Raw genomic sequence first — 25,199 nt, 5'->3', positions numbered from 1 at the left:
TTACCAGAATTTGTAGCTGGCGGACAGGGCGAACTGGCGGCCGAACAGGTTCTGGCTGTGGTTATAACCTTCCCAGCCGTTCGGATCATAGTAAGGGCGCTTGTTCAACACGTTTTTCACGTTCACGCCCACATCCAGGTGCTTGGTGGGTTTCCACGTCACGCCCAGGTTGACCGTCGTGTACGACGGCGCACCATCGCACAGTTCCTTCGGCATGTCGAGACCGGCCGCCATGCAGGTGCCCGGCGCATTGTCCGTGTCCCATGGACCGTAGGCCCACTTGGTCTTGCCCGTGTAATTGACGAACAGGCTGGTGACGAATGCCTCGTAGCTCCAGTCCGCGTTGAACGTTGCGCGCACGCGGGGCGAATCGTAGTAGCCCACGTAGTTGCCGGAGAAGCCGTCGCCATCTTCCGCGTTATACGTTTCGCGCTTGCGGATGGTGGCGGCAATGCCGGTGCCGAGTTTGCCCCAGCCACCCAGCGAGAAGCGGGTGCGCGCATCGATATCGAAGCCGTCGATCAGCGTGCGGCCACGGTTCGAATACGAGTTGATCAAGCCGCCCAGGTTGCCGACCGAATACTTCGGCACACCGCCCGCGCACGCCGCGCCATTGGCAGGGTTGGCGCACATGGCGGCCACCGCCGCCATGTTGGCGCGGTCGGCGTCCGTCAGCGCGCTGCGGATGGCTTGATTGGTGCCGGCCAGCCCCGGGCCGTATTTTTCCACCAGTTGCGTGAACAGCTGGTTGAAGTCCTGGCGCACGATTTCATTGCGGCGGTAGACGAACCAGTAATCGAGCGACACACTGACATCCTTGGCCGGCTGCAGCACGATGCCGGCCGTGGAAATCCTGGCCTTTTCCGGCTGCAGTTGCGGGTTCGGCGGCGTCAGGCCACCCACCGTGGTCGAACAATTCGAATTGAGCAGCGACTTGCCGAGGTCCGCGTCGGTCTTGGTGACGGATTTCATCAGCATGCGGGCAATCGCGTTGGTTTCATCGCAACGCACAGTATCGCGGATGCCGCCTACCTGCGCAAACACGCCGCCACTGCCGGATTCGGCCAGGTTGGGCGCACGGAAGCCTTCCGAATACGTGCCGCGCACCAGCAATTCCGGACGGGCGCGCCATTGCACGCCGATCTTCGGCGCCAGGTTGGCGGAGAAATGCGGATATTTATCCAGGCGCGCGGCCGCGTTGACTTCCAGGTTGTCCGTGACCGGCACCACCACTTCGCCAAACAGCGACGCGATCGTGCGCTTGCCGTCGAACCACGAACCGCCCTGCTGCGTGATCAAGCCATTGGCCGCATCCGCATTGCCCGGCGTATCGAAGCTTTCGCGCATCAGGTTGGCGCCAAACGCGGCGCGCACTTCGCGGTCGCCCAGCTTGAACAGGGTGCCTTCCACCTTGCCATCCCACGTGATCAGCTTGGTCCACGACTGGATATCGAAGGTCGGATACGCTTCGCGCAGCAGCGCCGCATTGGCTTCGCTGATCACGCCGAATTTGTAGGCGGGGTTGTCCGAGATGTAGGTGCGGCCCGTGACAGGGTCTTTTGTGAACGGGCCGAACGCCTTTTCAAAGCCCTTGGTGTTGACGTTGATGGTCTGGTACAGCACGGAATGGCTGCCCGCCACGTTGAACGCGGTTTCAAAGTCCCAGCCACTGAGCCAGCCACCGAGGCTGCCGCGCAGGCCGGCCATCACGCGGTAATTGTCATCCGTGTTTTTCTGGCCGAAGTGGCCCAGCGCATCCTGCATCAGGTAATTCAAGCCTGCCGCGCCACCCATCGTGGCCGCCATGTCCGCATCCAGCTTGCCCTTCAGGTAAACATTGTTCGGCCCCAGGTAGGGATAGCTGAACGTATTGAGCCTGGTACCGGTGTTGCGCGAGAACCAGTTGTTCGTGGTACCGCTGTTGAAGCTGCGCGGGCCGTTTTCGCCGCGCAGCTTAATGTGCGTCAGCGCCGCTTCCGCAAAGCCTTCCATGTCGCCGCCCAGCTTCACGCGGCCGCTGAGGAAGGCGGTGGCGCGGTCCGACGTGGGGCCGGTGTCCAGCGCATACGGCAGGTTGTTCCAGATGCAGCGCGTGCCGGATGCTTCCGTCACGGTATTGGTGCAACCCGCCACGGCGCGCTGGGTGCGGGCATTGTTTTTCAGCGGATCGAAGACGAAGAACGTCCCCGGGTTCAGCACGCCCGGCTCGCTGCCGGTGCCGATGCGGAAGTTGGAGATGAAATTCGGATTATTGACATAGAAATAATCGGGGCGTTTCAGGTAAGTGTCCGCCAGTGAAATGCGGTCGCGCTGGTAGACATTGACGGAACCGTACACGTTGTAGCCTTCGACATTCAAGTCGCCCGTGCCGTAAATCAGGCTGGCCTGCCGCTCGCCGTACGATTTCACGCTGGGCGACGAATCGCTGGTGGCGCGCGCTTCCAGGCCCTTGTAATTCTTCTTGGTGATGACGTTGATCACGCCAGCCACCGCATCGGAGCCATAGACGGCCGACGCGCCGTCTGTCAGCACTTCCATGCGCTCGATGGCGGCGGCGGGAATCGCGTCGATATTGACGAACATGGTCTGGAAGCCGGACGGCGCGCCATAGAACGACAGGCGGCGGCCGTTGAGCAGCACCAGCGTGCCTTGCGCGCCCAGGCCGCGCAGGTTCGCCTGCGAACCGCCGTCGGATCCCGTGAACATCGAGCGGAAGTCCTGCTGGGCCGGGCGGGCCGCCGGCAAGTTGTCCAGCACCTGCATCAACGTGCGGGCGCCCATGTTTTCGATCTGCTTGGCATCGATGACCTGCACCGGCGACGCGGTTTCCGCATTGATGCGTTTCAGGCTGGACCCCGTCACTTCGACGCGCACCGCTTCCTTGCCCAGTTCCTTGCCCGCCGCCTCGTCGGCGCCTTCCGCGGCGGCCGCCGAGGCGGCCAGTCCCGAGGCCAGTCCTGCGGCGGCCAGGGCTGCGATCATTTTTTTTACCTGCATGTGCGTCTCCTTCGTTCTGTGGTCGTAGTGTCGTGAGGGTGCACGCTCCCCTCCCCCGTCACGGCGAGGGGTGCATGTCTTGTAATGTGGTTGTGGTTACGCGGGATTCAGCGTGTTCGGACCGTGGCGCCGTCCGCGCCAATCAGCATGGCGTTGGCCCAGTTGCCGCAGACAGCGGCGGGCTGCTTGCCTTGCGCGCCGAGCGTGCGCAGGCTCAGTTGCGTCACGCCGCGGATGTCGAGTTCCGGCTTGACGACGGCGGGCGCCGCGACCAGGCCGCTGTCGTACAACAGCCGGTCACCGCTCCAGACCTGGAATTGCAAGCCCCCGGCGTCCCGGCAGCTGTCGTCCACGCCGAGGTCGGCGCGCAGCAAGTTCCAGTTCCCGGCCAGCCGCAGGTCGATGCGGCCGGCCGGTCCCATGCCAAGGCCCTTGTGGAACCTCAGTCCGTTCATGCGCATTTCCGCGCCTTGTTTCGATGCGGCCTTGTCGCGGCCCGGCGCCTTGGCAGGCAACAGATCCGACAGGTAGCGCTGCTGTTCGTCGCCTTCGGCGACCGTGTGCTCCAGGATGCGGAATTCCGACAGCGTGATGGGCGGCACATCTTTTGCCGCGATGGCGTCGAATGCCTTGACGGTGCTGCCTTGCGCCGCCGTCACCATCGGATCGGCCGATTCCGCGCCATCGCCGTCCGGGTTATGCACCGACAGAACGCGGAAGCGCAGCAGGCGGCCGATCGACGGCGTGAACGCGATGGTTTGCTTGCCCTGTTCCAGCTTCAGGCGCCCCGTGTGAACCGGCTTGCCCCATTCGCCGTTGCTGTCGGCCATGTAGATTTCATAATCGCGCACCTGGCCATATTTCCAGTTGGCGTCCGTGCGCGGCGCCAGTTCGATACCGTCGACCAGGCGGCGTTCCGTAAAGCCGATGGTCCATTCATGGGGACCGCTCTTGATGGCCTGGCTGCGCACCGTGCGGAACCACGTGCCCGGCTTGCCGTCGAAGGCGTTTTCCAGCGGGTGGCCCGGTTCTTCGAACGGGCGCGACACCACGATCATGGCATCCGCCGGCAAAGCGCGGCCCAGCGCCGGTGCGGACGGAAAGTCACCGTCGGCGCGCGCCACGGCCACCGGTCCCTGCACGGCGATGCGCAACGGCTGGCGGATATCCTGCGCCGCGGTCTTGACGAAAACCGTGCCGCTCCGCTCCTGCGCATCGAAGTACCAGCCTTCGGCGGCGGCGTCCCAGGCGGCGCGGTCCGCCAGTGCGGCCAGTGCGCGGCCATTGGCGTCAACTCCCGCCGGACGGTTTGCCGCCAGCATGCGCAGCGCATAGGCGCGGCGCGCCAACTGGCCATCGTAGCTGCCGGTCACCGGCGCGATATCCACGGTGACGGCGCCCGGCGTGCTGGCCATGCTGAATTGCTGCTGGCTGAACGCCCCTTGCTGGTAGCGGCGGGTATTGCCATCGTCTTCATACATCGTGAATGTGGAATCACCGTTCTGCGCCTGCGGATATAAATCCAGCGTTACCACGTCTTTCGGTTTTTCACCGTCATACAGCGCTTCCGGATACATCGGCAGGATCGCGCCGGCGCGCACCAGCACGGGCAGCTTATCGAGCGTCACCTGCATGTCGATGTCGCGGCCCTGCTGGCCCGCCGTGACCTGGCGGCCGTCCCAGTAATCGAACCATTGTCCCTGCGGCACGTGGATGCCCTTGCGCCAGCCCTGCGTGACGGCCTGGCTGCGGTAGACCGGCGCCACCAGCATGTCGCGGCCCAGCAGGTACTGGTATTTATGGGTTTCCAGCTGCGCGGCCGGATCGTTTGGATAATCCCACATCAGGCCCCGCACCAGCGGCGCGCCGCTTTGTTCCGCTTCCCGCGCCAAGGTGTACATGTACGGCGTCAGGCGCAGCTTGAGTTTCAGGTAGCGGCGGTTGATGGCGCGGTATGGCTCGTCGAACCACCACGGGTGCTTGCGCGCGGCGGCCGACCAGCCGGACATTCCCATCAAGACCGGCGTAAAGCTCTTCCACTGCAAATCGCGCACATAGGTTTCCGCGCTGCCGCCGAAGATCGCATCGACGTCACCCGTCGCATAGGCCTGGCCGGACAGGCCGGACCCGATCAGGGTCGGGATGTGCCAGCGGATGTAATCCCAACTGGCGCTCTGGTCGCCCGTCCACGCCACCGCATAGCGCTGCGTGCCGGCCCAGCCCATCACGGTCCAGATGAATGGACGGCTGTCGGAATTGTTCAGGATGCCGTCATAGGCGGATTTGTTGGCGTCCAGCGAAAACTGGTAACCCTTGCCGGTCCACGCCACGTCCAGCTTTTGCACGCGGCTGCCCGCCTGGCCCACTTCCCACGCGATCTTGTCGACGCCGTTTTCCGTCCACAGCCCGGTGCGGAAACCGTACTTCGACAGGCCCGCCACCGTGCCCGGCAGCGACGTGTAGCCACAGCCATAGCCGTCGTTCGGCAAGATCCAGCCGCCCGGCATGTCGTGTTCGCGGTACTTGCGGGCCACCGATTCGACCACGTCCGGTGTCTTGCCGGTCGGGCCGTCGGTCCAGCCGGCCGGCACCGTGCCCGGTTTTTTCACGTTGTCGCCATCGTTGTAGCAATCCGCATCGCCATATTCCAGCGCCCAGCGGGGCAGCAATTGCGCGCGTCCCGTCCATTCCGTATAGCGGGCCAGCACGTCGCGGATATCCTTGCCAACAAAGTAATACGCATCGAAGCGCTGTTCGGCGTGCTGCAGCGAACTTTGCTCCTGCTGGCGCAAGTCATACACGCCGTCGGACCACGTATTGCGCAGCATGCCCCAGCCCCTGGAACTCATCAGGAATGGCGCGGGGCTGGGACGGTCGCCCTCTTCCCAGCCGCCGGAATACGACACGTGCAACTGGCGGCCCTTGAATTCAAAGCGGCCGTTTTGCTGTCCGCCGCCATAAAAGCGCTCCGCGCGGCTGCTGGACAGGGTTTGCACGGTCTGCGTGTCGTTCTTCGCAGCAGCCAGTTCCAGCGGCTGCACTTCGCGCCACATCGGTTCGGTTTCCCCGGCGCGGAACAACGCGAAGCGCAACGGCTTGCGTTCGACGCGCAAGCGCAGCGCGCCGGTGGCGAATTCAATGGCGTGGCTGTCTTCGCGGACCGTGACATCGACTTTCGGATCGGCCTTGCCGACCACGATGGCCGCGGCTTTATCGCCCGCCCCCGTCAATTGCGCCGGCTTGCGCTCCACCGAGGGCGCCGCCCAGATACGCACGACGTCGGCGCGCGGCAGTTCGATGCGGACGATGGCGCCACTGTCGGTGGCGATGTCCCACGCGTTGCCGGTGGCGGCAACGGGCTGGAAGCTGCGCAGGTTGCCGACGGGCGCCGCCAACAATGGCACGGCGGTCACCGTCAGCAGGGACAGCAGGCTGCAGGCGGCGAGGCGGCGATAAGCTTGTTTGCGTTTCATGGCTGGCTATCAATGTGAATCGATGCACGCACTTTAGAAAGAAAAATAAGCATCGTCAACAAAAAGAAAGAAAAACTGTGAATTCGTGCGAGGAAAAGCCGTTTTTCCCATATTTTTCTTTCGTTTTGATGCATTTTCACATGTTTTACTTTCGAATTCGTGGCAAACAGCATACATTGATGCGGTGGAACCGGTGCTATGTGCACCGTTGAAACGTCATCAAAGCGCAAGAAACGAATGATTTATCTTTCGTTTTACTTTCGTTATTGACTTTTGAAAAGGCGAACCTTATGCTTCAACCCAATCGCCACTTTTACTTTCTTTCGATGACACAACTTCTGCAACGCGGCCGGCAAAGCTGGTCCGACATCGGCGGCCTCGCCACCGCCGAGGAAATCGCGCAGCAACCTGCCGTCTGGCGCGCGTTGGCAACGTCGCTGCAAACGGAATTGCCCCGCGTGAGCGCCTTCCTGTGCGACTGCCTGCGCAATCCCGCCCAGCGCGTGATCCTCACCGGCGCCGGCAGCTCCGCCTATGCGGGTGAAATCATCGCCGACACGCTGGATGCGGCGTGGCCGGCCAGCGTGCGCGCCGTGCCGACCACCAGCCTGCTGACGCATGCGGAGCTGTACCTGGACGCGAATGCGCCGACCCTGCTGGTGTCGTTCGCCCGCAGCGGCGACAGCCCGGAAAGCGTGGCGGCGGTCGAGCTGCTGCGCGCCACCGTGCCGGGCGCCCGCTTCCTGCACGTGACGTGCAATCCGGACGGCGCGCTGGCGCGCCAGGCCGGCGATGGCGGCCATGTCTGCACGTTATTGATGCCGGCCGCCAGCTGCGATCGTGGCTTTGCCATGACCAGCAGTTTTACCTCCATGGTGCTGGCAACCTTGTGCGCGCTGTCGCCGCAACCGGCGGAGCAATCGGTCGCACAAGTCAATGCACTGGCGGCGCTGGCCGAGCAGGCGCTGGCCGTATGGGCGGCGCCGGTGGCGGAACTGGCGGCACAGCGCGTCGGGCGCGTCGTTTACCTGGGCGCGGGCCCGCTGGAAGCGCTGGCGAAAGAAGCCGCGCTGAAAATCCTGGAACTGACGGCAGGCCAGGTGCAAGCCATGGCCAACACGCCGCTGGGCTTCCGCCACGGTCCGAAAGCCGCCGTCAATGGCGATACGCTGGTGGTGCTGTTCCACAGCGCCAAAGCGCTGGCGCGCCGCTATGACAGCGACTTGCTGGCCGAATTGCGCCGCGACGGCATTGCCGCGCGCTGCCTGACGGTGGGCTTCGGCGCCGATATCGGTGTGCCCGCCGTTGAAGGATTCTCCGACGCCTGGCTGGCGCCACTGTGGCTGCTGATGGCGCAGCAATATGCGCTGCACCAGTCCGCGCTGCTCGGGCTGCGTCCCGACAACCCGTTCGCCGGCGGCACGGTCAACCGTGTCGTGCAGGGCGTCACGATTTACCAGGAATGACGGATATGAGCGAGCACATGCCCCGCGCGTGGCACGGCATCGATATCGGCGGCAGCAAGATCGAGCTGGTGACCTACGCCGAACAGGGAGCGCAATTGCAGGAGCGGCACCGCGAACGCATCGCCACGCCGGGCCACGATTTCATGGAATTCATGGGAGCGATCGGCGCGCTGGTGGTGCGCGCCGATGCGGCGCTGGGCGCCAGGGCCGCGGTCGGTGTCGGCCTGCCCGGCATTATCGACAGCGCCAGCGGACGCCAGGTCAGCTCCAACGTGCCCGCGCTCAATGGCCGCCTGGTGGCGCAAGCCATGCAGGAAGCGTTGCAGCGCCCGGTCGCCATCGGCAACGATTGTCAGTGCTTTGCGTTGTCCGAAGCGCAGGGCGGCGCGGCGGACGGTTTGCCGACGATGTTCGGCGCCATCCTCGGCACCGGCGCCGGCGGCGGCTATTGCGTGGAAGGCCGCTTGCAGCGGGGCTTCAACGGCATCGCCGGCGAATGGGGCCACTGGTCGATACCCGCGCCGCTGCTGGCGCGCCACGGTCTGCCTGTGTATGACTGCCCGTGCGGCAAGCAGGGCTGCCTGGAACGCTACGTGTCCGGCCCCGGCATGAGCCGGCTGCATGCGCATTTCGGCGGCGATGGCGCCGAGCCGCTGGCCATCGCGGCGCGCGCCCACGGCGCCGCCGCATCGGAAGCCGCCGTGCACACGGAAGCGGTGCACCTGGATTTACTGGGCCATGCGCTGGCAGGACTGGTGCTGGCCTTTGATCCGCATGCGATCGTGCTGGGTGGCGGCTTGTCGAATTTGCCGCACCTGTACCGCGATCTGCCGGGCGCCGTGCGGCGCCATCTGTTCCGTGGCGTGCAAGTCCCCCCGATCCTGCCGCCCCGCTTCGGCGACGCCGGCGGCGCCCGTGGCGCGGCCCTGCTGGCGCGCCAGCAAACCATGACTTCGATTTTTTAAATCCGATCAGCACATGACTTCAACTGAATCCTTGTCCCCGGTACAGCAGATCGTCAAGGCGCACCGCCGGGGTGACGCAGTCGGCCTTTACAGCGTCTGCTGCAGCCACCCCGTCGTGCTGCGCGCCGCCATGCGCACCGCGCTGGCTTACGATACCGTGCTGCTGGTCGAAGCCACGTCGAACCAGGTCGACCAGTTCGGCGGCTATACCGGCATGACGCCGCCGCAGTTCCGCGACTATGTGCACGGACTGGCGCGCGAACTGGCGTTCCCGTTGACGCGGCTGGTATTGGGTGGCGACCACCTGGGCCCGAACGCCTGGCAGCACCTCGACGGCGCCACGGCCATGGCCAACGCGGAAGTGCTGATCGCCGCCTATGCGGCGGCCGGCTTCCATAAAATCCACCTTGATTGCAGCATGCGCTGCGCCGATGACCCGCAACATCTGCCCGATGAAACCGTGGCGGCCCGCTCGGCGCGCCTGTGCGTGGTGGCGGAAAACGCCGCCGCCAACGCCGGCTTGCCACCGCCCGTCTACGTGATCGGCACCGAAGTGCCGGTACCCGGCGGCGAAGCGTCGCTGGCGCAGGCACTGGCCGTCACGGCCCCCGCAGCCGCCCGCAATACACTCGACGTGCACCGCCGCGCATTCTTTGACCAGGAATTGCACGACGCGTGGCGCCGCGTGATCGCCATGGTGGTGCAGCCCGGGGTGGATTTCGACCATAGCGCGATCCAGCATTACGATGCGGCGCAGGCGGCCAGCCTGTCCGATTTCGTGGCGGGCCAGCCGGGACTGGTCTTCGAAGCGCATTCCACCGATTACCAGCGCGAATCGGCGCTGCACCAGATGGTGCGCGACCACTTTGCCATCCTCAAGGTGGGGCCGGCCGCCACCTTTGCGCTGCGCGAAGGCTTCTATGCGCTGGAACAGATTGAAAGCGAACTGGTGCCCAAAGCGCAATGTTCCAACCTGATGCGCACGCTGGAAGACACCATGCTGGACAAGCCGCAGCACTGGCGCAAGCATTACCATGGCAGCGGCGTCGAACAGCGGCTGTTGCGCCGCTATGCGCTGTCCGACCGCTGCCGCTATTACTGGGGCGAGCCGGACGTGGTGCACGCGGTGGCGCGCCTGATGGACAACCTGGAGAACGTGGCGATTCCGCTGCCGCTGCTGTCGCAGCACTTGCCGGAACAATACCTGGAAGTGCTGCAGGGGCAACTGGACATCCGGCCGGGCAGCCTGCTGGAGCATAAGGTGGGCCGCGTGCTGGCGCAATATGCGCGGGCCTGCAACCGCAACCAGGCGGGCAATGTGAGCGAAGCCGTACCCGCTGGCGCTGGCGCAACGGCGGCAATCTGTTAAGCTGCCGTTTTTTCAGCCTACAGCCTACAGAGCCCCCACATGCGCAATACCAGCCAACGCCGCGAAGCGATCCTGCAAATCCTGGCCCGCCAGGGTTCGGTGCAAGTCACTGATATGGTCGAACAGTTCGGCGTGTCCGCCGTGACGATCCGCAGCGACCTGACGGCGCTGGAATCGCAGGGACTGGTCACGCGCAGCCATGGCGGCGCGCTGCTGGCGCGCACGCCGCCGCCCGAGCACAGCATCCGCCAGAAGGATGCCATCAACCATGAGCAAAAGGAGCGCATCGGGGCGCTGGCGGCCAGCCTGGTGCAGCCGGGCGACAATATCGTCATCGATTCCGGCACCACGACGATTTCGCTGGCGCGCCACCTGCGCGACGCGGACGGCGTCACGGTGGCCACCAATGGCTTGAACATCGCGTGGGAATTGCAGGATGCGCCGGGCGTGGACCTGATCCTGACGGGCGGTTTGCTGCACAAGAAGTCGCTGTCGATCCAGGGCAGCCAGGCCGAAGCCTGCCTGCAGGCGTACAGTTTCGACAAGCTGTTCCTCGGCGTGGATGGCTTCGACCTGCAATTCGGCGTCACCACCCACCATGAAGCGGAAGCGAGCCTGAACCACAAGATGGTGGAGCGCTCACGCAAGATCATCGTCCTCACGGACGCTTCCAAGTTCGGGCGCGTCAGCCTGCACCGCATCGTGCAGCTGGACCGCGTCCATACCGTCATCACCGATGCCGCCATCAGCCCGGAATACCGCGAGGGATTGCAACGGCTGGGCATCGAATTACTCATAGCGGAATAGAGCGCGGTGTCAAACGTATTCAACAGCTTAAGCGGCAGAATTCTTACTCCTTCCGGCTGGATCAACGGCACGATCGCATTTGACCAGCGCATCCACACCATCGGGCATGACGCGGCCGTTGCAGGCAATCGCGCGCTGACCATCCTGCCCGGCTTTATCGACTTGCACGTACACGGCGCGGCCGGCACCGACATCATGGAAGGCGGCGATGCGGGCGCGGTCGTGGCCCGTACCCATGCGCGGCATGGCACCACGTCGCTGCTGGGCACGACCTTGACGGCGCGCGAACCGGCAATCCGGCGTGCGCTGGAAGGACTGGCCGGCGTCATCGCTGCCCGTCCCGCGGGCGGCGCCCGCATGCTGGGCGTGCACCTGGAGGGGCCGTTCCTGAATATCCACCGGCTCGGCGCCCAGCCGCCGGACGTCATGGTGGCCAGCCTGGCGCAGGTACAGGCGCTCAATGCAATCGCCCCGATCCGCGTGCTGACCATGGCGCCGGAAGTACCGGACCACCTGGAATTGATTCCCGCCCTGCGCGGCATGGGGATCCGCGTGCAAATCGGCCACAGCGCGGGCACCTATGACGATGGCGTGGCCGCGCTGAACGCGGGCGCGACCGGCTTTACCCATTTATTCAATGGCATGACCGGCACGGACCACCACGCCCCCGGCATGGCGGCCGCCGCGCTGGCGCACGCCGAGTATGCGGAAATCATCCCGGATCTGCAGCACGTGCAGCCAGGCGTGATCCGCGCCGCGCTGCGCGCGATTCCCCGGCTGTACGGCGTCACCGACGCCACCTCGGCCACCGGCATGCCGGACGGCGAATATGCGCTGGGCACGCAGCGCGTCTTCAAGTGCCAGGGCTGCGTGCGGCTCGCCACCGGATCGCTGGCGGGCAGCGTGCTGACGATGGACCAGGCGCTGCGCAATTTCGTCGGGCTGGGACTGGACCTGGCCGACGCATCGAACCGCTTGTCGCGCTATCCGGCCGATTACCTGGACGAAATGGAACGGGGCCGCCTGCAACCCGGCGCCTGGGCCGATATCGTGGTGCTGGACGAAGCCCTGCACCCCGTCGCAGTCTATGTCGAAGGCGAGGCCATCCCGTTGAACAACGCCGAAACGCAAAACCCGTAGGGCAGTTTCGCGCAGCGAAGCTGCCCTGCATGAGCCGCCAAAGAGCGTGCCGACACAGACAATCAATAACATCCCGGAGACCCCCATGCACCGCGCCCCCACCCCAGCAGAACCATCCCCCACCGCGCCCCCGTCCCGCATCTGGGCCATGCGCTACCTGTTGTTCATTGCCGGCATGGGCGGCCTGCTCTACGGTATCGACGTCGGCATCATCGCCGGCGCCCTGCCCTACCTGGAGTCCACCGCATCGCAAGCATGGCAACTGAGTGCGCAGCAATTGTCATTCATCGTGGCGGCCGTGCTGCTGGGTTCCGTGCTGTCGTCGCTGTTCGCCGGCGCGCTGGCCGATGCCATCGGGCGCCGCTGGGCCATGGTGCTGGCGGGCGGCCTGTTCACGGCCAGTATTCCACTGATTGCCTTGTCGGACGGCTATACGGCGCTGTTGCTGGGACGGTTGTTGCAAGGGGTGTCCGGCGGCCTGATTGGCGTGGTGGTGCCGCTGTACCTGGCCGAATGCCTGCATGCGCGCCAGCGCGGACGGGGCGCCGCCTTGTTCCAGCTGTTGCTGACGGTGGGCCTGGTGGCCGCAGCGGTGATCGGTTATATCGAAGCACAGGGCGTGGAAGCTGCCGTGGAAACGGCGAAACTGCTGCCGGAATCGGCCCGCGCCGAAGCGCTGTTCGATGCAAAGGACCAGGCATGGCGCCGCATCTTCTGGATGTGCCTCGCCCCCGGCGTGGTCTTCACCATCGGCAGCCTGTCGCTGGCCGAATCGCCCCGCTGGCTGGCGCGACGGGGCCGCATCGAACAGGCCCGCGCCGCGTTGCTGCGCACCCGTACCCCGGCGGAAACGGAAGCGGAAATGCGCGACATTGGCGCGGGCCTGGCGCTGGTGCATTCCGACATCGCCGCGCCGCGCGCCACCGATCCCCTGCTGAGCCGCCGCTATGTGCTGCCGTTCCTGCTGGCGTGCCTGATTCTTGCCTGCACGCAGGCGACGGGCATCAATTCCATCCTGGCCTATGTGGTCAACATCCTGAACCAGGCCGGCTTGCCGGGCGCCACCGCCAACATGGCCGACGTCGGCCTGAAGGTGTTGAACGCGGTGATGACGGTGGCCGCCGTGGCGCTGGTCGATACGCGGGGCCGCAAGTTCCTGCTGATGATGGGCAGCGCCGGCATCGTGGTGGCGCTGGTGGCGGCGGGCCTGCTGTTCCGCAGCGCCGAAGGTACGCAGCGGGACGTGACGGCATTGGTGCAGGCGGCGGTCGTCAACGACGGCCTGTCGCTGCGCGCCGATGGCGCCACGCTGCAGGCGCTGGGCGCGGCCGGCGGCAATGGACCTGTGCAGTTGACGGTAGCGTATGCGTATGGCCCGTTCACCAACGTGCAGGCGCTGCGCAGCGACGATCCTGCCCTGCCGGCGCTGGCGGTGTCGCGCGACGCCACCGTGCAGCAGGACAGCGTGATCGGCGCGTTCTTCCGCAAGCTGCACCTGAATCCATTCGCCAATCCACGGGACGCCGTCGGCGCCCCGCTGCGCATCGAACAGGCCATGCTGGGCGCGGTACCGCCGCCCTCGCATGGCTGGCTGGTGGCGTTGGCGATCTTCCTGTTCGTGGCCAGCTTTGCCGTCGGTCCCGGCGTCTGCGTCTGGCTGGCGCTGTCGGAACTGATGCCGACGCGCATCCGTTCCAACGGCATGAGCATTGCGCTGCTGATCAATCAATTCGTGTCGACGGTGATTGCCGCCGTGTTCCTGCCCACCGTGGGCCGCCACGGCTACTCGACCATGTTTTTCTATGGTGCAGCCTGCACGGTCGTGTATTTCCTGGCTGCCGCGTTCCTGTTGCCGGAAACAAAGGGCAAAACGCTGGAAGAAATCGAAGCGCATTTTGCCCGCTGACCTACAGACAGCCGGGGCGTGCGCCTACAGCCGCATGGCTTGACAGCGCCTAGCATGGGGAAACGCCGGGATGGCCCGGCGCATTTCATGGAGGCTATCATGGCTCAGAATCAACAGCACGGAGACCAGTCGATCGGCGGCAGCGGCACCCAGGACGGTATCCAGGGAACGCCGTCGGGAACGGAAGGCGCCACCAGCGGCCAGGGTGTCGAAAAAGGCCAGTCGAAACAAAGCGCGCAGAAAACCGGACAAAATGCCGGGAAAGACGGCGGCAACCGCCAGTCATCCACCGGCACGGAAACATACCAGCGCAACGACTTGTTCGAGGACGACCGCGAAGATACCGGGGTGGAAAAAACCCCGCGCTCGAACCATCCCAATTGACTACCCCCGGGGTCAGGCTGCGATGCACTGACCCCTATGGTTAACGCAGCGTTTTTTCGGGTTGCGCGACCGGGGTTACCGGTACGCCGCCCCGAGCTGCGCGCAGCGTAACCAGTTTGACCGGCTCCAGCGCATTTTCCGGCTTGCCATCCGTCGTCACGGCCAGCGCAATGGTGTTGTCACCGTTCGCGTTCAAAATCCCGGGCGGCAGTACGAAGGTGCGCTGTGGGCCGATGTGGCTGATGAAGTTACCCATGTTCCAGCCGTTGACGAACATCAGCACCCGGGTCTTGGCCGCCGATTGCGGCTTGCTGGTGTCGCCGAAGGCCAGGCCCAGCTGGATGTCGTGCTGCTTGGGCAAGTCCAGCTTGAACTTGGTGCGCAGCCAGTAAGTGCCGGCCTGCGGTGGCGCAATACCGGGCGACGCGGCAGCCCAGCCATCCGCTATGGCCGCGCCGGACGTCGGCAAATACCAGCCCTGCCGCTCGCCGTACAAGCCGCCATTGTTCATCGGTCCCCTCACCAGGTCGGCGATTTCCTCGCCGCCCCGGTTGCCCTGCAATTTCCACGCGATCGGCGTGGCGAATTTCGCTCCCTGCGGCGCGGCCAGCGAAGCGCTGATCAAACCGCGCGCTTCCTTGTGCTCGTCATTGGCGGCCAGGTCCCAGTTGTGCGAATTGTTGCGCACCATGACGGACAACACGTGCGGTCCCGGTTTCAGGGCATCCGCCGGCAACGTGAACGATGCGGTTGCCGTGGTCTTCGGCCGCGCTTCGCCGGACGGCACTTCGCTGACGCCGAGATACACGCCATCCAGCCAACCTTGCAGCATGCCCGCGCCGCCTCCGCCATAAGCCAGTTCCAGCTGCGTCGGCAGCGTGTGACCGGGCGCCAGTTCGAAGCGCCCCCGGTACCAGACGTCGCCATGGTGGAAGCCATAGTCGCTCATGGCCAGCACGGGCTGCCCCTGCGGCGGCTGCGTGGCCGTGGTGGCCGCGCTGACGGTGAGGTCGGCCTTGCGCCAGCCGCTGTCATCGAAGTCCGCCCGCGCTTCCGGTGAATCCACGCGCATGCCCCACGGCAGCGCCATCAAGTCCGGCAGCCGGTACGGCGCGGGACCGGCAATACCGCCGGCCACGACACGGCCATCGCTGCCTCGGGCAAGCTTCAGCGCCTGCCCGTTGAAGCGCACACCGGTGGCGGCGCGGTCCGCCCACACGTCGAGCGTGGACGGCGCCGTGCTGTCACCCTGCACCGCGAGGACGCCCTGCTGCCACGCTGCCGACCGCACCAGCGCCGAAGAGCGCAGCAAGACCGGCCCGTGCACCGTCTCCACTTTCCAAATCTGGCGCCCGGCCGCATCGTCCGCCAGCAACAGCAGCAGCGGCGCGCCTCCCGCCGGCGTAATGCGCACGATGGCCAAATCCTTGTGCACGTAATTGAGCCGCAAGTCGCCGCGCGCCGCGTCATAGGCATGGGCCACCTGCCCCTGCAACACTTCCACCTTCGGCGCCTGCGCATAGCGCAACACCGTCTCGCCATCCTCGCCCGAGCGGCCATACAGCAAGGCCAGGTCGCGCGCGCCCTGCCGCATGTGCGTTTGCGTATCGGACGTCGTGTACACCAGTTGCTGGCGTTCCAGCGCATAGTCGGCCAGCAGCAGCTTGGCGTCATGACCGTTCAGCGCCAGCCTGCCCTGCTGCGGCACCGTATAGCTGCCCGCCTTCAGTTTCAGCGTAAAACTGAACGGATCGTTGGTGGTCGCATCCGACGGGTAATGCTGCGCATAAATCAGGCGCGCGCCCCCATCCGGGCTGATGTTGTGATACAGCTTGATGCGGTCCGTCGATGCGGCAAGCGGTTCCGCCTTGTCCATCTTTGCCAACAAGCCTTCCGCCGCCTGCACGAAATGACCCATCTGCTTCAGGGTCAGCGCCTTTTCGCGCAAGCCCCGCCCTTCGTCGATGGCTGCGCCGTAATCGTAGGACGTGTACACCACCGAGGCCGGCGACCAGCCCCACGACGTGCCGCCGTACACCATGTACACCGTGTGCAGCGACAAGGCGTTGACCAGGCTGGAACCATAAAACACGCGCGTATAGCTGGAACCGATCCGCTCCGCCGTGCATTCGTACGTCCCTACGCTGCCCCAGAAGTCGAACCAGCCGCCGCCGATTTCAGCAGCAAAGCCGGGCGTCTTCGGCGACGCCAGCGCGCCGATCTTCACGGGACCGGCCGTTCCCGCCGGCGGCATTTCGCCATACATGCCCCAGTTGGGGACCGTGTTCGGCTTGCCCGGCGTGCGCGTGTTGGTGCAGCCGCCGCCCGGATAGCCATCGAATGCATACAGGTCCGTCGGACCCGGCACGGCAAACGGCGCGCTCGATTCCGGCGGCGTCCAGTTAGGCAGGCGGCCCGCCGAATTGTGGAACAGCGGCACCGTGATGCCGTCCGCCCGCACCTTGTCGTGCAAGTGGCGCATGTAGCGTTTGTGCGCGTCGGTGGTCTGGCTCAGTTCATTTTCCAGCTGGTAGGCGATGACGTTACCGCCGCCATTGGTGACCTGGTGGCGCGCCACGATGGCGTTGATTTGCGTCAGCCACTCGTCGGCCGCGCGGATATAGTCCGGCGCATCGGTGCGCGCCACGGCGCGCTGGCGCGCCAGCCAGCCGGGGAATCCGCCCCGCGTCAGCTCGGCGTTGACGTACGGTCCCACCCGCATGATGACGTACATGTCCAGCTCTTCGGCCATCTCGATGGCGCGCTCCATGTTGCGGATGCCCGTGAAGTCATATTCGCCTGGGCGCGCCGTGTGGTAGCCCCAGTCGAAATAAAACGACACGGTGTTCATCCCCATCGCCTTCATCTTTTGCAGCACGTCGCGCCACAGGTCCGGCGACGGCAGGCGGAACGGGTGGATTTCACCGCCCCAGATCATCTTGCGCCGGCCGTCGAGCATCAGCGAATGCCGGTCCCACGTGACGGTCTGCGGCTTGTGCTTCGGCGCGGTGGCGGCATCGACAACCTTCGACGGTTCGGCAATCACCGTAAAGTGGCGCGCCGTGCCCGACATCGACGCCAGTTCCGCTTTCGGCGACCACGACGTCCAATCCCGGCTGTCGCTGCTGTAATAGCGCCTGCCGCCGTCGCCCTCGAAATACAGGCGCCAGCCGCCGTCCTCCAGCTTCACCAGCGCTGGCGCGCCATTGTCTGCCCCCCAGCCAGCCCAGTCGCCCGTCTTTTCCATGGTCCACGGGCCGGACGGATCGCGGGCCACCGCCATTTCCAGGTGTCCCGTGGCCTGCTTGCGGGCCAGCAGCCGGAACACGCCGCCATCGCGCACGGCAAAGGCGTCCACATAGCCATCCAGCCCTGGCAGGCGCACCGGCTTGCCAAAGCGCTTGAAGCCGGTACCGGCCGCCGTCAGCAGGTAGTTGACGGCGGCGCCGTCGCGCTGCGCGGCCGACACGATCACGTGCACCTTGCCATCGCTTCCTTGCAGCCATTCCGGCGCGCGGGCGCCCGCCAGGGCCACATCAACCACATCGACCACGTGCGACCAGCTGCGCAAATCCTTCGAGCGGGCGACGGCAAAGCCGCCGCCTTGGGCGGACGTGTAGGCGACATAGTAGTAGCCGTCATCCGCGTGGAAGATCGACGGGTCACGCACGCCGCCCGGCGGCGCATAGGTTTCCGACGCCAGCGATGTAAACTCCTTGCCGTCGTAAGCGCTGAACAGGCTGAGGGACGGCGCCGCCGTGGACGGGAACGCCGTCGCGATATACGTGGTGGCGCCCTTGCGCGGTACGACCTTTAAATGGGAACCATCGGACGCGTCCTGCTGCCCGGCCGTCTGCACTTTGTTGGCGGACGTCAGGCCCATGGTATCGAGCAGCGCATCGCCCGTATTCGGCACCGCCGGCTGCTGCTGTCCGTATGCCGTGCTCACGGACAAGGCCAGCGCCAGCATACTGAAATGCACGGCGTGCCCGCGCAGTCTCCTGTTCTTATTGATCATCGTGCCATCCCGTCTCATCATCGCTCGCAGCCGGTTTTTCCGGCGATGGGCCATGATAGTGGCTTCCACGGGGCGGCACGAAGACACCCGGCAAAACACTCACTCTGTTGATCGGGAATGCGCCGGGTTTGACCAGTCTATGCGACGATCAGTCCCAGTTCGCCGAGGAAGGCCGCCGCCTGGCTGTGCGAAATCACGGCGCCCTTGAACAGGCCCGCTTCACTCAATTTGACCCCTTCCAGGTTCACGCTGCGCAAGTCCGCGCCGGTGAATTTCGCCTGTTTCAGCACTGCGTTGCGCAGGCTGCCGCCGTCAAAGACCGCTTCGCGGAAATCGCAACCAGCCAGGTAAGCGTCGGAAAAATCCAGCTGTTTCAGCGTGGCGGATTTGAAGGAAAAACCCCGTAAATCCGCGCCCACCAGCAGCGATTCCTCGAACGCGGCGCCCAGGTGCGACGTTTCCTCCAGCGAGGCGCCGGTCAGCTTGCAATTGGCATAACGCACCGACGCCAGCCGCGCGCGGCGCCACTTGGTGTTATTCAAGTCGCAACTGTCGAATTGCGCATCGACGGCGTCGGCCGCTTCGAAATCCGCGCCGCCGGCCCGGCAGCGCAGCCAGACCGTGCGCGCCAGCTTGCACGCATACAGCACGGCGCCGCCGAACGTGCAGCGGACGAAGGTGCAATCCTGCAGGTCGAGCCGCGACAGGTCGGCATCGTCCAGCGCGCAACCGTCGAATGTGCGCACGCCGCGCGCCAGGGCGGCGGCCATGCCGTCGCGGTTCAGCGCAGCGCCGGAAAGAGTGGAAATTTCGCTGAGGCTGTCCATTGGCCGGGTATCCTTTATCTGCGGACGCCCCGGATTCCAGGTCCGGGGCGCCGCGGATTGTAGCGTGTTTGCGCCCGGCGGGGCATCGTCTATTTGCGGTAGATGCCCACGCCCAGCCACGTCCCGTCATCGATTTTTTCGATGTACGACGTTTTCGGCTCCAGCGCCTGCGTGGCGGGATTGATCCACTGGTAATCGACCCAGCCCGATCCCCTGGACTTGGCCAGCGCCGCCATATCGCGCGAAAAGAACTTGCCGTTGGCATCCTTCAGTTGCGACAAGTTCTTGCCGTTCATGCGTTTATTGGCGCCATGGCACACCATTCTTGCGTTCATATCCTGTACGAACACATACAGCTCGCCCTGGATAAAGCCGCCCTGCGGATCGGCGAAATCGCGGCACGCCTGTTCCACGCCCTTGCCGCGGGCATGCGCCACGGCTTTTTTCACCAGCGCCACCGCTTCATCGGCGCTGGCACGGCCGGCGCCCTGGGCAAGCGCCGCTCCGGAACAGGCCATCAGCGCAGCCACCGCCATGAATTTAAAACGCATGGCGCACTCCCGCCGATAAGCCGGACTGGTTCTGGCCCACACCCACCGTGCCGCCCGCGTCCAGCGCAATCGCCGCAATACCATTGTTGCGCATATGGCCGATGGAACTGTACACGGCCGTGCGTTTCGACAGGCTGTACGTCAGGCGCAGCACGGACAACGTGGAATCGTTGCCGCTGTCTTTCACGTCATGGCGCGCCACCTGGCCATCGAGTTGCAGCATCGGTGTCAACGGATAGCTGGCGCCGATGTACCACAAGTTCGATTCCAGGTCGCTGGCGCGGGTGGCCGCGACCTTCTTGCGCGCCATCAGGCCCGCCCCCACGCGCAGCGGGCCCGCCATCGCATAACCGTTCAACGTGGCGCGGCGGTCGTAACTGTCACTGGTGGTCAGGCCCGCCGCCGCGCCCGCGTTGCCATACATGATGTCGTAGGACGCGGTGACGCCATATGCCTTGTTGTCATAGCCCAGCAAAGCCGTGGCCTGGCGGCACGCCTTGCTATTGCCCGCCACTTCGCCGGCACAGGCGGTGCCGGCCGGACCGCCCGCCGTGGAAGTGTCGCGGCCCACGCTGTACGTCGCGCCCACCGTGAAGTCGTTGAACGTGCCGAGGTAACCGATGGCGTTGTCGCTGCGGGCGTTCGGGATATACAGGTCGATGCTCGACATCGAGAACAAATTCGGTCCCAGCACGTCGGATTTCACGGCGGCGAGGAAGGTCATGTTGACTTGGCGGCCCAGCATCAGCGTCCCATACGCGTTTTTCAGGCCGACATACGCCTGGCGGCCGAACAGGCGCCCGCCCTGCCCCACGGTGCCGGTATCGACCGACACGCCGTTTTCCAGCACGAACACGGCTTGCAGGCCGTTGCCCAGGTCTTCCGTGCCACGGAAGCCGATGCGGGACGGCACGCTGCCCGTCAGTCCCGGCACTTTCAGCACCGAGTCGCCCGCCGCGTTGGCGTGGTTGGTGTAGACGATGCCGCTGTCCAGGATGCCGTAAATGGCCACATTGCTTTGGGCGAACGCCGCGCCTGCCATGGTCAGGGCGCACGCGCCCAGGGCCGCCGCGACGGCGCCCGATACTGTCTGTTTCATATTGTCTCCGGGTTGTTTTAAGTAGAGTGGGGAATTACACGGCTTCGGCCGCGTCGGCGTGGACTGGCGCCAACGCGGCCAGCGATGCCGAGCGGCCGTGGCGGATCATGGACACCGCCACCGTGGCAATGACAGCGGGGATGGCCATCGCCATGAAGTTCTGTTCCAGCGGCAGCGCCATGCCCACCAGGGTGCCGATCACGATGGGCGCGAGGATGGCGCCGCTGCGGCCCACGCCGGACGCCCAGCCGATGCCCGTGGCGCGGATCGCCATCGGGTAGAACTGGCCCGCATAGGCATAGGTGACGATTTGCGTACCGATCGTCGATGCGCCGGCGAAACCAACCAGCACGAACAACACCGGCGTCGGCACCTTAAAGCCCAGCAAGGTGATCGACACGGCCGCGAGCGCATACATTCCGACCAGCACATATTTGATGTGGAAGCGGTCCGCCAGCCAGCCGCCGCCCACGGCGCCGATCATCGCGCCGAAGTTCAGCACCAGCACGAACGTCAATGCGGAACCCAGGCTGTAACCGGCGCCGGCCATCAGCTTGGCCAGCCACGAACTGAGCGCATACACCATGAACAGGCACATGAAAAAGGCGACCCAGAACATCACGGTGGAAAAACCGCGTCCATCCTGGAACAGTTTGCCGATGGTGGCGCCGGCCACGCGGTCCGGCGACGGCACGACAAATCGGTCCTGGGCGCCGGCCGCATACGACGGCTCCATGCGGGCCACGATGGCTTTTAACTCGTCGAAGCGGCCCGCGCGGATCAGGAATGGCATCGATTCCGGCATGGATTTCAAAATAAAGGGAATCAGCAGGACTGGCACACCGGCGGCCAGGAACACGGACGACCAGCCATACGCTTCCAGCATGCCCTTGCCCAGCAGCGCGGCCAGCATGCCGCCCACCGCATAACCGGAAAACATCAGGGTCACCATGGTGGCGCGGATTTTCTTGGGCGAATATTCCGTCATTTGCGCCACCACGTTCGGCATCACGCCGCCGATGCCCAGGCCCGCCAGGAAGCGCATCACGCTAAACATCACGGGATCGCTGGTCATGCCCGCCGCGGCGGTAAAGATGGAAAACAGCGCGACACAGATGGCGATGGCCTTCCGGCGGCCGATTTTATCGGCGATGGTGCCGAGGAAAATCGCGCCGAACATCATGCCGAACAGCGCGGAACTGACCATGAAACCGGCGCTCTGGGGCGTGACGCCCATTTCCTTCATGATGGACGGCAGCGCAATGCCGGCGACAGCCAGGTCGTAGCCGTCGCAAATGATGATGATGGCGCACCAGAACAGGACGCCGGCATGGAAGCGGCCAAACGCCGCGCCATCGGAAAGTTTGTGTACGTCGATACTGCGCATGGCAGGTGTCTCCCTTGATGTTTTCGTATTGCTTGATGTTGTACGGGTGCTTGCAAGGCATTTGCAGAATAGATACCTCGAGTCACCCAGTCCAACACTGATTTGGTAGGGATTTCATACCCGCCGGGTATGGAGAATGCGGCTTGCCCACCACGGCAAGAATTGCAGGCATACAATACTTTGCCGCCATAGGATATGATCAGGCTCATCATTAGTTGATTAAGGAAACCGACATGACCAAACTTTCTTCCCTGCGCCTGTTGTGCGCCGCCGGCGCGCTGGCCTTCGCCTTCAACGCCAGCGCCGACAGCACGTCGTCCGCCTCTAGCGCAGGTTCCGCCTCCAGCGGCAGCGTATCCGATTCGATCGGCGCTTCCAGCAATTCCTCGTCCGGCGGCAAGAACAAGGTGGCCGACGGCGCCTACCACGTCATCGATATCGCCCAGGCGCCCGACCGCAAAGGCATGACCCGCGTGACCCTGCAAGCGGATAACGGCAGCTTTGTCCTGACCCTGCCGGAAAAAACCCTGAACCAGGCGCAGTTGGCCAAGGGCGACGCCGTGTATGCGAAAAACCTGGAGTTCGGCGTGGAATTCGCCCGCGCCGATACGCGCGAAGCATTCTTCCTGGCGATTGCCGACGAAGTGTATGGCGAACTGGCATCCCGTAAAGTGACGCTGTGACCGCATTGCGGCGCAGCGCGGCGCGCTGCTTTGGCGGGAACAAGGTTGTGACGGCGTTGCCGGGCGCCGTGCTGGCTGCCGGGCTGATCTCCAGCCTGCTGGCCGGCACCGCCCAGGCGATGCCGAATTTTGCCAGTTCCGCCAATGCCGGCCTGCCCCGCTTTTGCGACAAGGACCCGTCGCTGACGGTGGCCGAAGAAAGCCGTTTGCTGCGCTTTGCCGCCATCGTGCGGCAGGAATTATCCGCCGGCGACAGCGATATCGCGCTGATCAGCCGGTCCGGCCTGGACCTGTCCCGCTTCGGCATCCGCTATTCGCACGCGGCGCTGGCCTGGCGCGCCACGTCCGGCACGTGGTCGGCGCGCCAGTTGTATTACGCGTGCGACGAAGGCAAGCCCCGCATCTTCGACCAGGGCGTGGCGGGCTTCACGATGGGCACGGACAACCCGGCGCTCGGCTATATCTCGGCGCTGCGCCTGCCGCTGGCGGCGGCCGATGCGTTGCGCCCCGCGTTGATGGACCGTCCCCGCGTGCTGAACCTGGTGGCGGAACAATACAGCGCCAATGCGTACGCCTACAGCCTACAATACCAGAATTGCAATCAATGGGTGGCGGAAATGCTGGCCGTGGCCTGGTCCGGCCTGCCGGACGGCCCCGATTTGCGCGCCCGCGCCCAGGACTGGCTGCGCGAGAACCGCTATGCGCCGGAACCGGTGCCGGTCGGCTCGCGCCTGCTGATGTGGCTCCCCACGTTCGTGCCCCTGCTGCACGTCGATGACCACCCGCGCGAAGACCGCGACGCGCTGCAATTGCGCGTCAGCCTGCCCGCGTCGCTGGAAACCCTGATGCGGCAACGGGTGCCCGGCAGCGACCGGGTGGAAATATGCCACAACGAACGGCAAATCGTCGTGCGCCATGGCTGGGAACCCATCGCGGAAGGTTGCCAGGCGGGGCCTGGCGACCGCGTGGTGCTGCTCGACTAAAAAGCTGACTTAATTACGTTGCGTCGCGGGCGGCGGCTTCCCGCTGGCGCAACGTCGTCACGTTTTGCCGGTTCACGCCCCAGTTATCCATTTCCACTTCATCGATGATGACGAACGTGGTGGCGGGATTTTTATTCAGCACGCGTTGCAGCAAGTCGGTAACGCCCTCGATCAGTTCCAGCTTTTGCGCTTGGCTGACGCCTTCGTTGGTGACCCGGATATTCACGTATGGCATGGCCATTCTCCTCAATGTGATGGGTTACCAGGTGCCGCTGGCCGCGCCGTCGTCCACGTTCAGCACGGCGCCGCTGGTGAAGTTCGAATCCGTCAGGTACAGCACGGCGTCCACCACGTCTTGCGTGCTGCCGATCGTGTGTGACGGGTTCAGGCCCTTGAGGAAGTTGCGTGTCCCCTCATCCTTGCCGTGCATCGGCGTTTCGATAATGCCCGGCGCCACCGCGTTGACCTTCACGTTGGACGGCGCCAGTTCCAGCGCCAGCGCGCGCGTCGCGTGATTCAGGCCGCCCTTGATCAGCACCGGCAACAGCGCCGGTACTTTCGCGGTCGGCTGCATGGCGATGCTGGCCGTGATGTTGACGATATGGCCGGACTTGTTCGCCGCCATGTGCGCGGCCACCGCCTGCGATGGATAGAACACGCCCTTCAGGTTGGTGCCGACCATGGCTTCCACGTCGTCTTCCGTGTAATCGGCGATCGGCTTGGCCAGGAAAATGCCCGCATTGTTGATCAGGATATCGACCTTGCCGAACGCCTGGACCGCGCGCTCCAGCAATGCCTGCGCGGTGGCCGGCTGGGCGATGTCGCCGGCCACCGGCACGAAGCGGGCCGGATGGCCCAGCTTGTCGGCCGCCGCCTGCAAGCGCTCCATGGTGCGGGCATTGCCCACCACGTTGTCGCCGCGCTCCAGGTAAGCCTTGGCAATGGCAAAGCCGATGCCGCTCGAGGCGCCGGTGACGATCACGGTTTTAGGGTTCGCATTCATTGTTTTCTCCAGTGAGTTTCAGTGAGGGCGGCCGTTGCGCCGCCATGGAAGCCACTATATCTATGCGCTTGGAGTTGATAAACAGCCGTCATAACAAGATAATTGATACATGATGTAATCAATTAACCGGCAAGGAGAGCC

18 protein-coding genes are annotated in these 25,199 nt (G+C 64.8%); 9 read left to right on the top strand and 9 right to left on the bottom strand.

Annotated features, from left to right (window positions below; all coding sequences use genetic code 11):
• Both GJ700_RS10435 and GJ700_RS10430 read right to left on the bottom strand, forming a co-directional pair.
• Positions 1-2,997, bottom strand: coding sequence for a TonB-dependent receptor plug domain-containing protein (locus GJ700_RS10435; RefSeq protein ID WP_154373346.1), 2,997 nt, complete (start codon positions 2,995-2,997; stop codon positions 1-3).
• Positions 2,998-3,104: 107 nt separating this feature from the next.
• Positions 3,105-6,470 carry a TIM-barrel domain-containing protein gene (locus GJ700_RS10430; RefSeq protein ID WP_154373344.1) on the bottom strand — a complete coding sequence of 1,122 codons (3,366 nt, stop codon included), beginning with the start codon at positions 6,468-6,470 and terminating at the stop codon, positions 3,105-3,107.
• Positions 6,471-6,760: 290 nt separating this feature from the next.
• On the opposite strand from GJ700_RS10430, the gene GJ700_RS10425 reads away from it, so the two are divergent.
• The 7 genes from GJ700_RS10425 to GJ700_RS10395 all read left to right on the top strand — a co-directional run bounded on the left by GJ700_RS10425 (position 6,761) and on the right by GJ700_RS10395 (position 14,507).
• Positions 6,761-7,936, top strand: coding sequence for an SIS domain-containing protein (locus GJ700_RS10425; protein WP_229506908.1), 1,176 nt, complete (start codon positions 6,761-6,763; stop codon positions 7,934-7,936).
• 5 nt (positions 7,937-7,941) lie between these two features.
• Positions 7,942-8,901 carry an ROK family protein gene (locus GJ700_RS10420; protein ID WP_154373342.1) on the top strand — a complete coding sequence of 320 codons (960 nt, stop codon included), beginning with the start codon at positions 7,942-7,944 and terminating at the stop codon, positions 8,899-8,901.
• 13 nt (positions 8,902-8,914) lie between these two features.
• Positions 8,915-10,270 (top strand): D-tagatose-bisphosphate aldolase, class II, non-catalytic subunit, encoded by a 1,356-nt coding sequence (locus GJ700_RS10415; RefSeq protein ID WP_229506907.1) that lies wholly within the window; start codon positions 8,915-8,917, stop codon positions 10,268-10,270.
• 39 nt (positions 10,271-10,309) lie between these two features.
• Positions 10,310-11,077, top strand: a complete 768-nt coding sequence (locus GJ700_RS10410; RefSeq protein WP_154373340.1) for a DeoR family transcriptional regulator — start codon at positions 10,310-10,312, stop codon at positions 11,075-11,077.
• 6 nt (positions 11,078-11,083) lie between these two features.
• Positions 11,084-12,217 (top strand): N-acetylglucosamine-6-phosphate deacetylase, encoded by a 1,134-nt coding sequence (locus GJ700_RS10405; protein WP_371867907.1) that lies wholly within the window; start codon positions 11,084-11,086, stop codon positions 12,215-12,217.
• 85 nt (positions 12,218-12,302) lie between these two features.
• Positions 12,303-14,123 (top strand): MFS transporter, encoded by a 1,821-nt coding sequence (locus GJ700_RS10400; RefSeq protein WP_229506906.1) that lies wholly within the window; start codon positions 12,303-12,305, stop codon positions 14,121-14,123.
• A gap of 99 nt (positions 14,124-14,222) precedes the next feature.
• Positions 14,223-14,507, top strand: coding sequence for a hypothetical protein (locus tag GJ700_RS10395; protein ID WP_154373338.1), 285 nt, complete (start codon positions 14,223-14,225; stop codon positions 14,505-14,507).
• A 40-nt stretch (positions 14,508-14,547) separates the two neighbouring features.
• Here the strand turns inward: GJ700_RS10395 and GJ700_RS10390 are convergent, their stop codons facing one another.
• The 5 genes from GJ700_RS10390 to GJ700_RS10370 all read right to left on the bottom strand — a co-directional run bounded on the left by GJ700_RS10390 (position 14,548) and on the right by GJ700_RS10370 (position 22,389).
• A complete protein-coding gene (locus tag GJ700_RS10390) occupies positions 14,548-18,525 on the bottom strand; it encodes a beta-galactosidase (RefSeq protein ID WP_195763848.1) in 3,978 nt (1,325 codons plus the stop codon).
• A gap of 137 nt (positions 18,526-18,662) precedes the next feature.
• Positions 18,663-19,352 (bottom strand): pentapeptide repeat-containing protein, encoded by a 690-nt coding sequence (locus tag GJ700_RS10385; RefSeq protein ID WP_154373334.1) that lies wholly within the window; start codon positions 19,350-19,352, stop codon positions 18,663-18,665.
• An 89-nt stretch (positions 19,353-19,441) separates the two neighbouring features.
• On the bottom strand, positions 19,442-19,903 hold the full coding sequence (locus tag GJ700_RS10380) for a cache domain-containing protein (RefSeq protein ID WP_154373332.1): 462 nt from the start codon (positions 19,901-19,903) through the stop codon (positions 19,442-19,444).
• Positions 19,893-21,002 carry a porin gene (locus GJ700_RS10375; protein WP_154373330.1) on the bottom strand — a complete coding sequence of 370 codons (1,110 nt, stop codon included), beginning with the start codon at positions 21,000-21,002 and terminating at the stop codon, positions 19,893-19,895. Before GJ700_RS10375 ends, GJ700_RS10380 begins: the two co-directional genes overlap by 11 nt.
• A gap of 34 nt (positions 21,003-21,036) precedes the next feature.
• On the bottom strand, positions 21,037-22,389 hold the full coding sequence (locus GJ700_RS10370) for an MFS transporter (protein WP_154373328.1): 1,353 nt from the start codon (positions 22,387-22,389) through the stop codon (positions 21,037-21,039).
• Positions 22,390-22,622: 233 nt separating this feature from the next.
• On the opposite strand from GJ700_RS10370, the gene GJ700_RS10365 reads away from it, so the two are divergent.
• Positions 22,623-23,072, top strand: a complete 450-nt coding sequence (locus tag GJ700_RS10365; RefSeq protein WP_154373326.1) for a hypothetical protein — start codon at positions 22,623-22,625, stop codon at positions 23,070-23,072.
• A 119-nt stretch (positions 23,073-23,191) separates the two neighbouring features.
• Positions 23,192-24,055, top strand: a complete 864-nt coding sequence (locus tag GJ700_RS10360) for a DUF2145 domain-containing protein (RefSeq protein ID WP_154373462.1) — start codon at positions 23,192-23,194, stop codon at positions 24,053-24,055.
• A 13-nt stretch (positions 24,056-24,068) separates the two neighbouring features.
• On the opposite strand, the gene GJ700_RS10355 is transcribed toward GJ700_RS10360, so the two are convergent.
• Positions 24,069-24,290, bottom strand: a complete 222-nt coding sequence (locus GJ700_RS10355; RefSeq protein WP_154373324.1) for a tautomerase family protein — start codon at positions 24,288-24,290, stop codon at positions 24,069-24,071.
• Between the two features lie 24 nt (positions 24,291-24,314).
• The gene (locus GJ700_RS10350) at positions 24,315-25,058 is read right to left on the bottom strand and encodes an SDR family NAD(P)-dependent oxidoreductase (protein WP_154373321.1); all 744 of its coding nucleotides are present in this window, start codon (positions 25,056-25,058) and stop codon (positions 24,315-24,317) included.
• Positions 25,059-25,199 lie beyond the last annotated feature (141 nt).

Origin of the sequence: Pseudoduganella rivuli (assembly GCF_009674485.1) — a bacterium.
In the GTDB taxonomy this organism is placed as follows: Bacteria; Pseudomonadota; Gammaproteobacteria; order Burkholderiales; family Burkholderiaceae_D; genus Rugamonas; species Rugamonas rivuli_B.
Note: the sequence above shows the minus strand (reverse complement) of the source record. Positions and strands in the feature narration are given on the sequence as shown.

What these genes read in the sequence shown, in the direction of transcription:
- GJ700_RS10350 (WP_154373321.1), bottom strand. Translation starts at nt 25,058, where the DNA reads ATGAATGCGAACCCTAAAACCGTGATCGTCACCGGCGCCTCGAGCGGC.
- GJ700_RS10385 (WP_154373334.1), bottom strand. Translation starts at nt 19,352, where the DNA reads ATGGACAGCCTCAGCGAAATTTCCACTCTTTCCGGCGCTGCGCTGAAC.
- GJ700_RS10435 (WP_154373346.1), bottom strand. Translation starts at nt 2,997, where the DNA reads ATGCAGGTAAAAAAAATGATCGCAGCCCTGGCCGCCGCAGGACTGGCC.
- GJ700_RS10355 (WP_154373324.1), bottom strand. Translation starts at nt 24,290, where the DNA reads ATGCCATACGTGAATATCCGGGTCACCAACGAAGGCGTCAGCCAAGCG.
- GJ700_RS10370 (WP_154373328.1), bottom strand. Translation starts at nt 22,389, where the DNA reads ATGCGCAGTATCGACGTACACAAACTTTCCGATGGCGCGGCGTTTGGC.
- GJ700_RS10380 (WP_154373332.1), bottom strand. Translation starts at nt 19,903, where the DNA reads ATGCGTTTTAAATTCATGGCGGTGGCTGCGCTGATGGCCTGTTCCGGA.
- GJ700_RS10410 (WP_154373340.1), top strand. Translation starts at nt 10,310, where the DNA reads ATGCGCAATACCAGCCAACGCCGCGAAGCGATCCTGCAAATCCTGGCC.
- GJ700_RS10365 (WP_154373326.1), top strand. Translation starts at nt 22,623, where the DNA reads ATGACCAAACTTTCTTCCCTGCGCCTGTTGTGCGCCGCCGGCGCGCTG.
- GJ700_RS10390 (WP_195763848.1), bottom strand. Translation starts at nt 18,525, where the DNA reads ATGATCAATAAGAACAGGAGACTGCGCGGGCACGCCGTGCATTTCAGT.
- GJ700_RS10375 (WP_154373330.1), bottom strand. Translation starts at nt 21,002, where the DNA reads ATGAAACAGACAGTATCGGGCGCCGTCGCGGCGGCCCTGGGCGCGTGC.
- GJ700_RS10360 (WP_154373462.1), top strand. Translation starts at nt 23,192, where the DNA reads ATGCCGAATTTTGCCAGTTCCGCCAATGCCGGCCTGCCCCGCTTTTGC.
- GJ700_RS10395 (WP_154373338.1), top strand. Translation starts at nt 14,223, where the DNA reads ATGGCTCAGAATCAACAGCACGGAGACCAGTCGATCGGCGGCAGCGGC.
- GJ700_RS10400 (WP_229506906.1), top strand. Translation starts at nt 12,303, where the DNA reads ATGCACCGCGCCCCCACCCCAGCAGAACCATCCCCCACCGCGCCCCCG.
- GJ700_RS10415 (WP_229506907.1), top strand. Translation starts at nt 8,915, where the DNA reads ATGACTTCAACTGAATCCTTGTCCCCGGTACAGCAGATCGTCAAGGCG.
- GJ700_RS10425 (WP_229506908.1), top strand. Translation starts at nt 6,761, where the DNA reads ATGCTTCAACCCAATCGCCACTTTTACTTTCTTTCGATGACACAACTT.
- GJ700_RS10430 (WP_154373344.1), bottom strand. Translation starts at nt 6,470, where the DNA reads ATGAAACGCAAACAAGCTTATCGCCGCCTCGCCGCCTGCAGCCTGCTG.
- GJ700_RS10420 (WP_154373342.1), top strand. Translation starts at nt 7,942, where the DNA reads ATGAGCGAGCACATGCCCCGCGCGTGGCACGGCATCGATATCGGCGGC.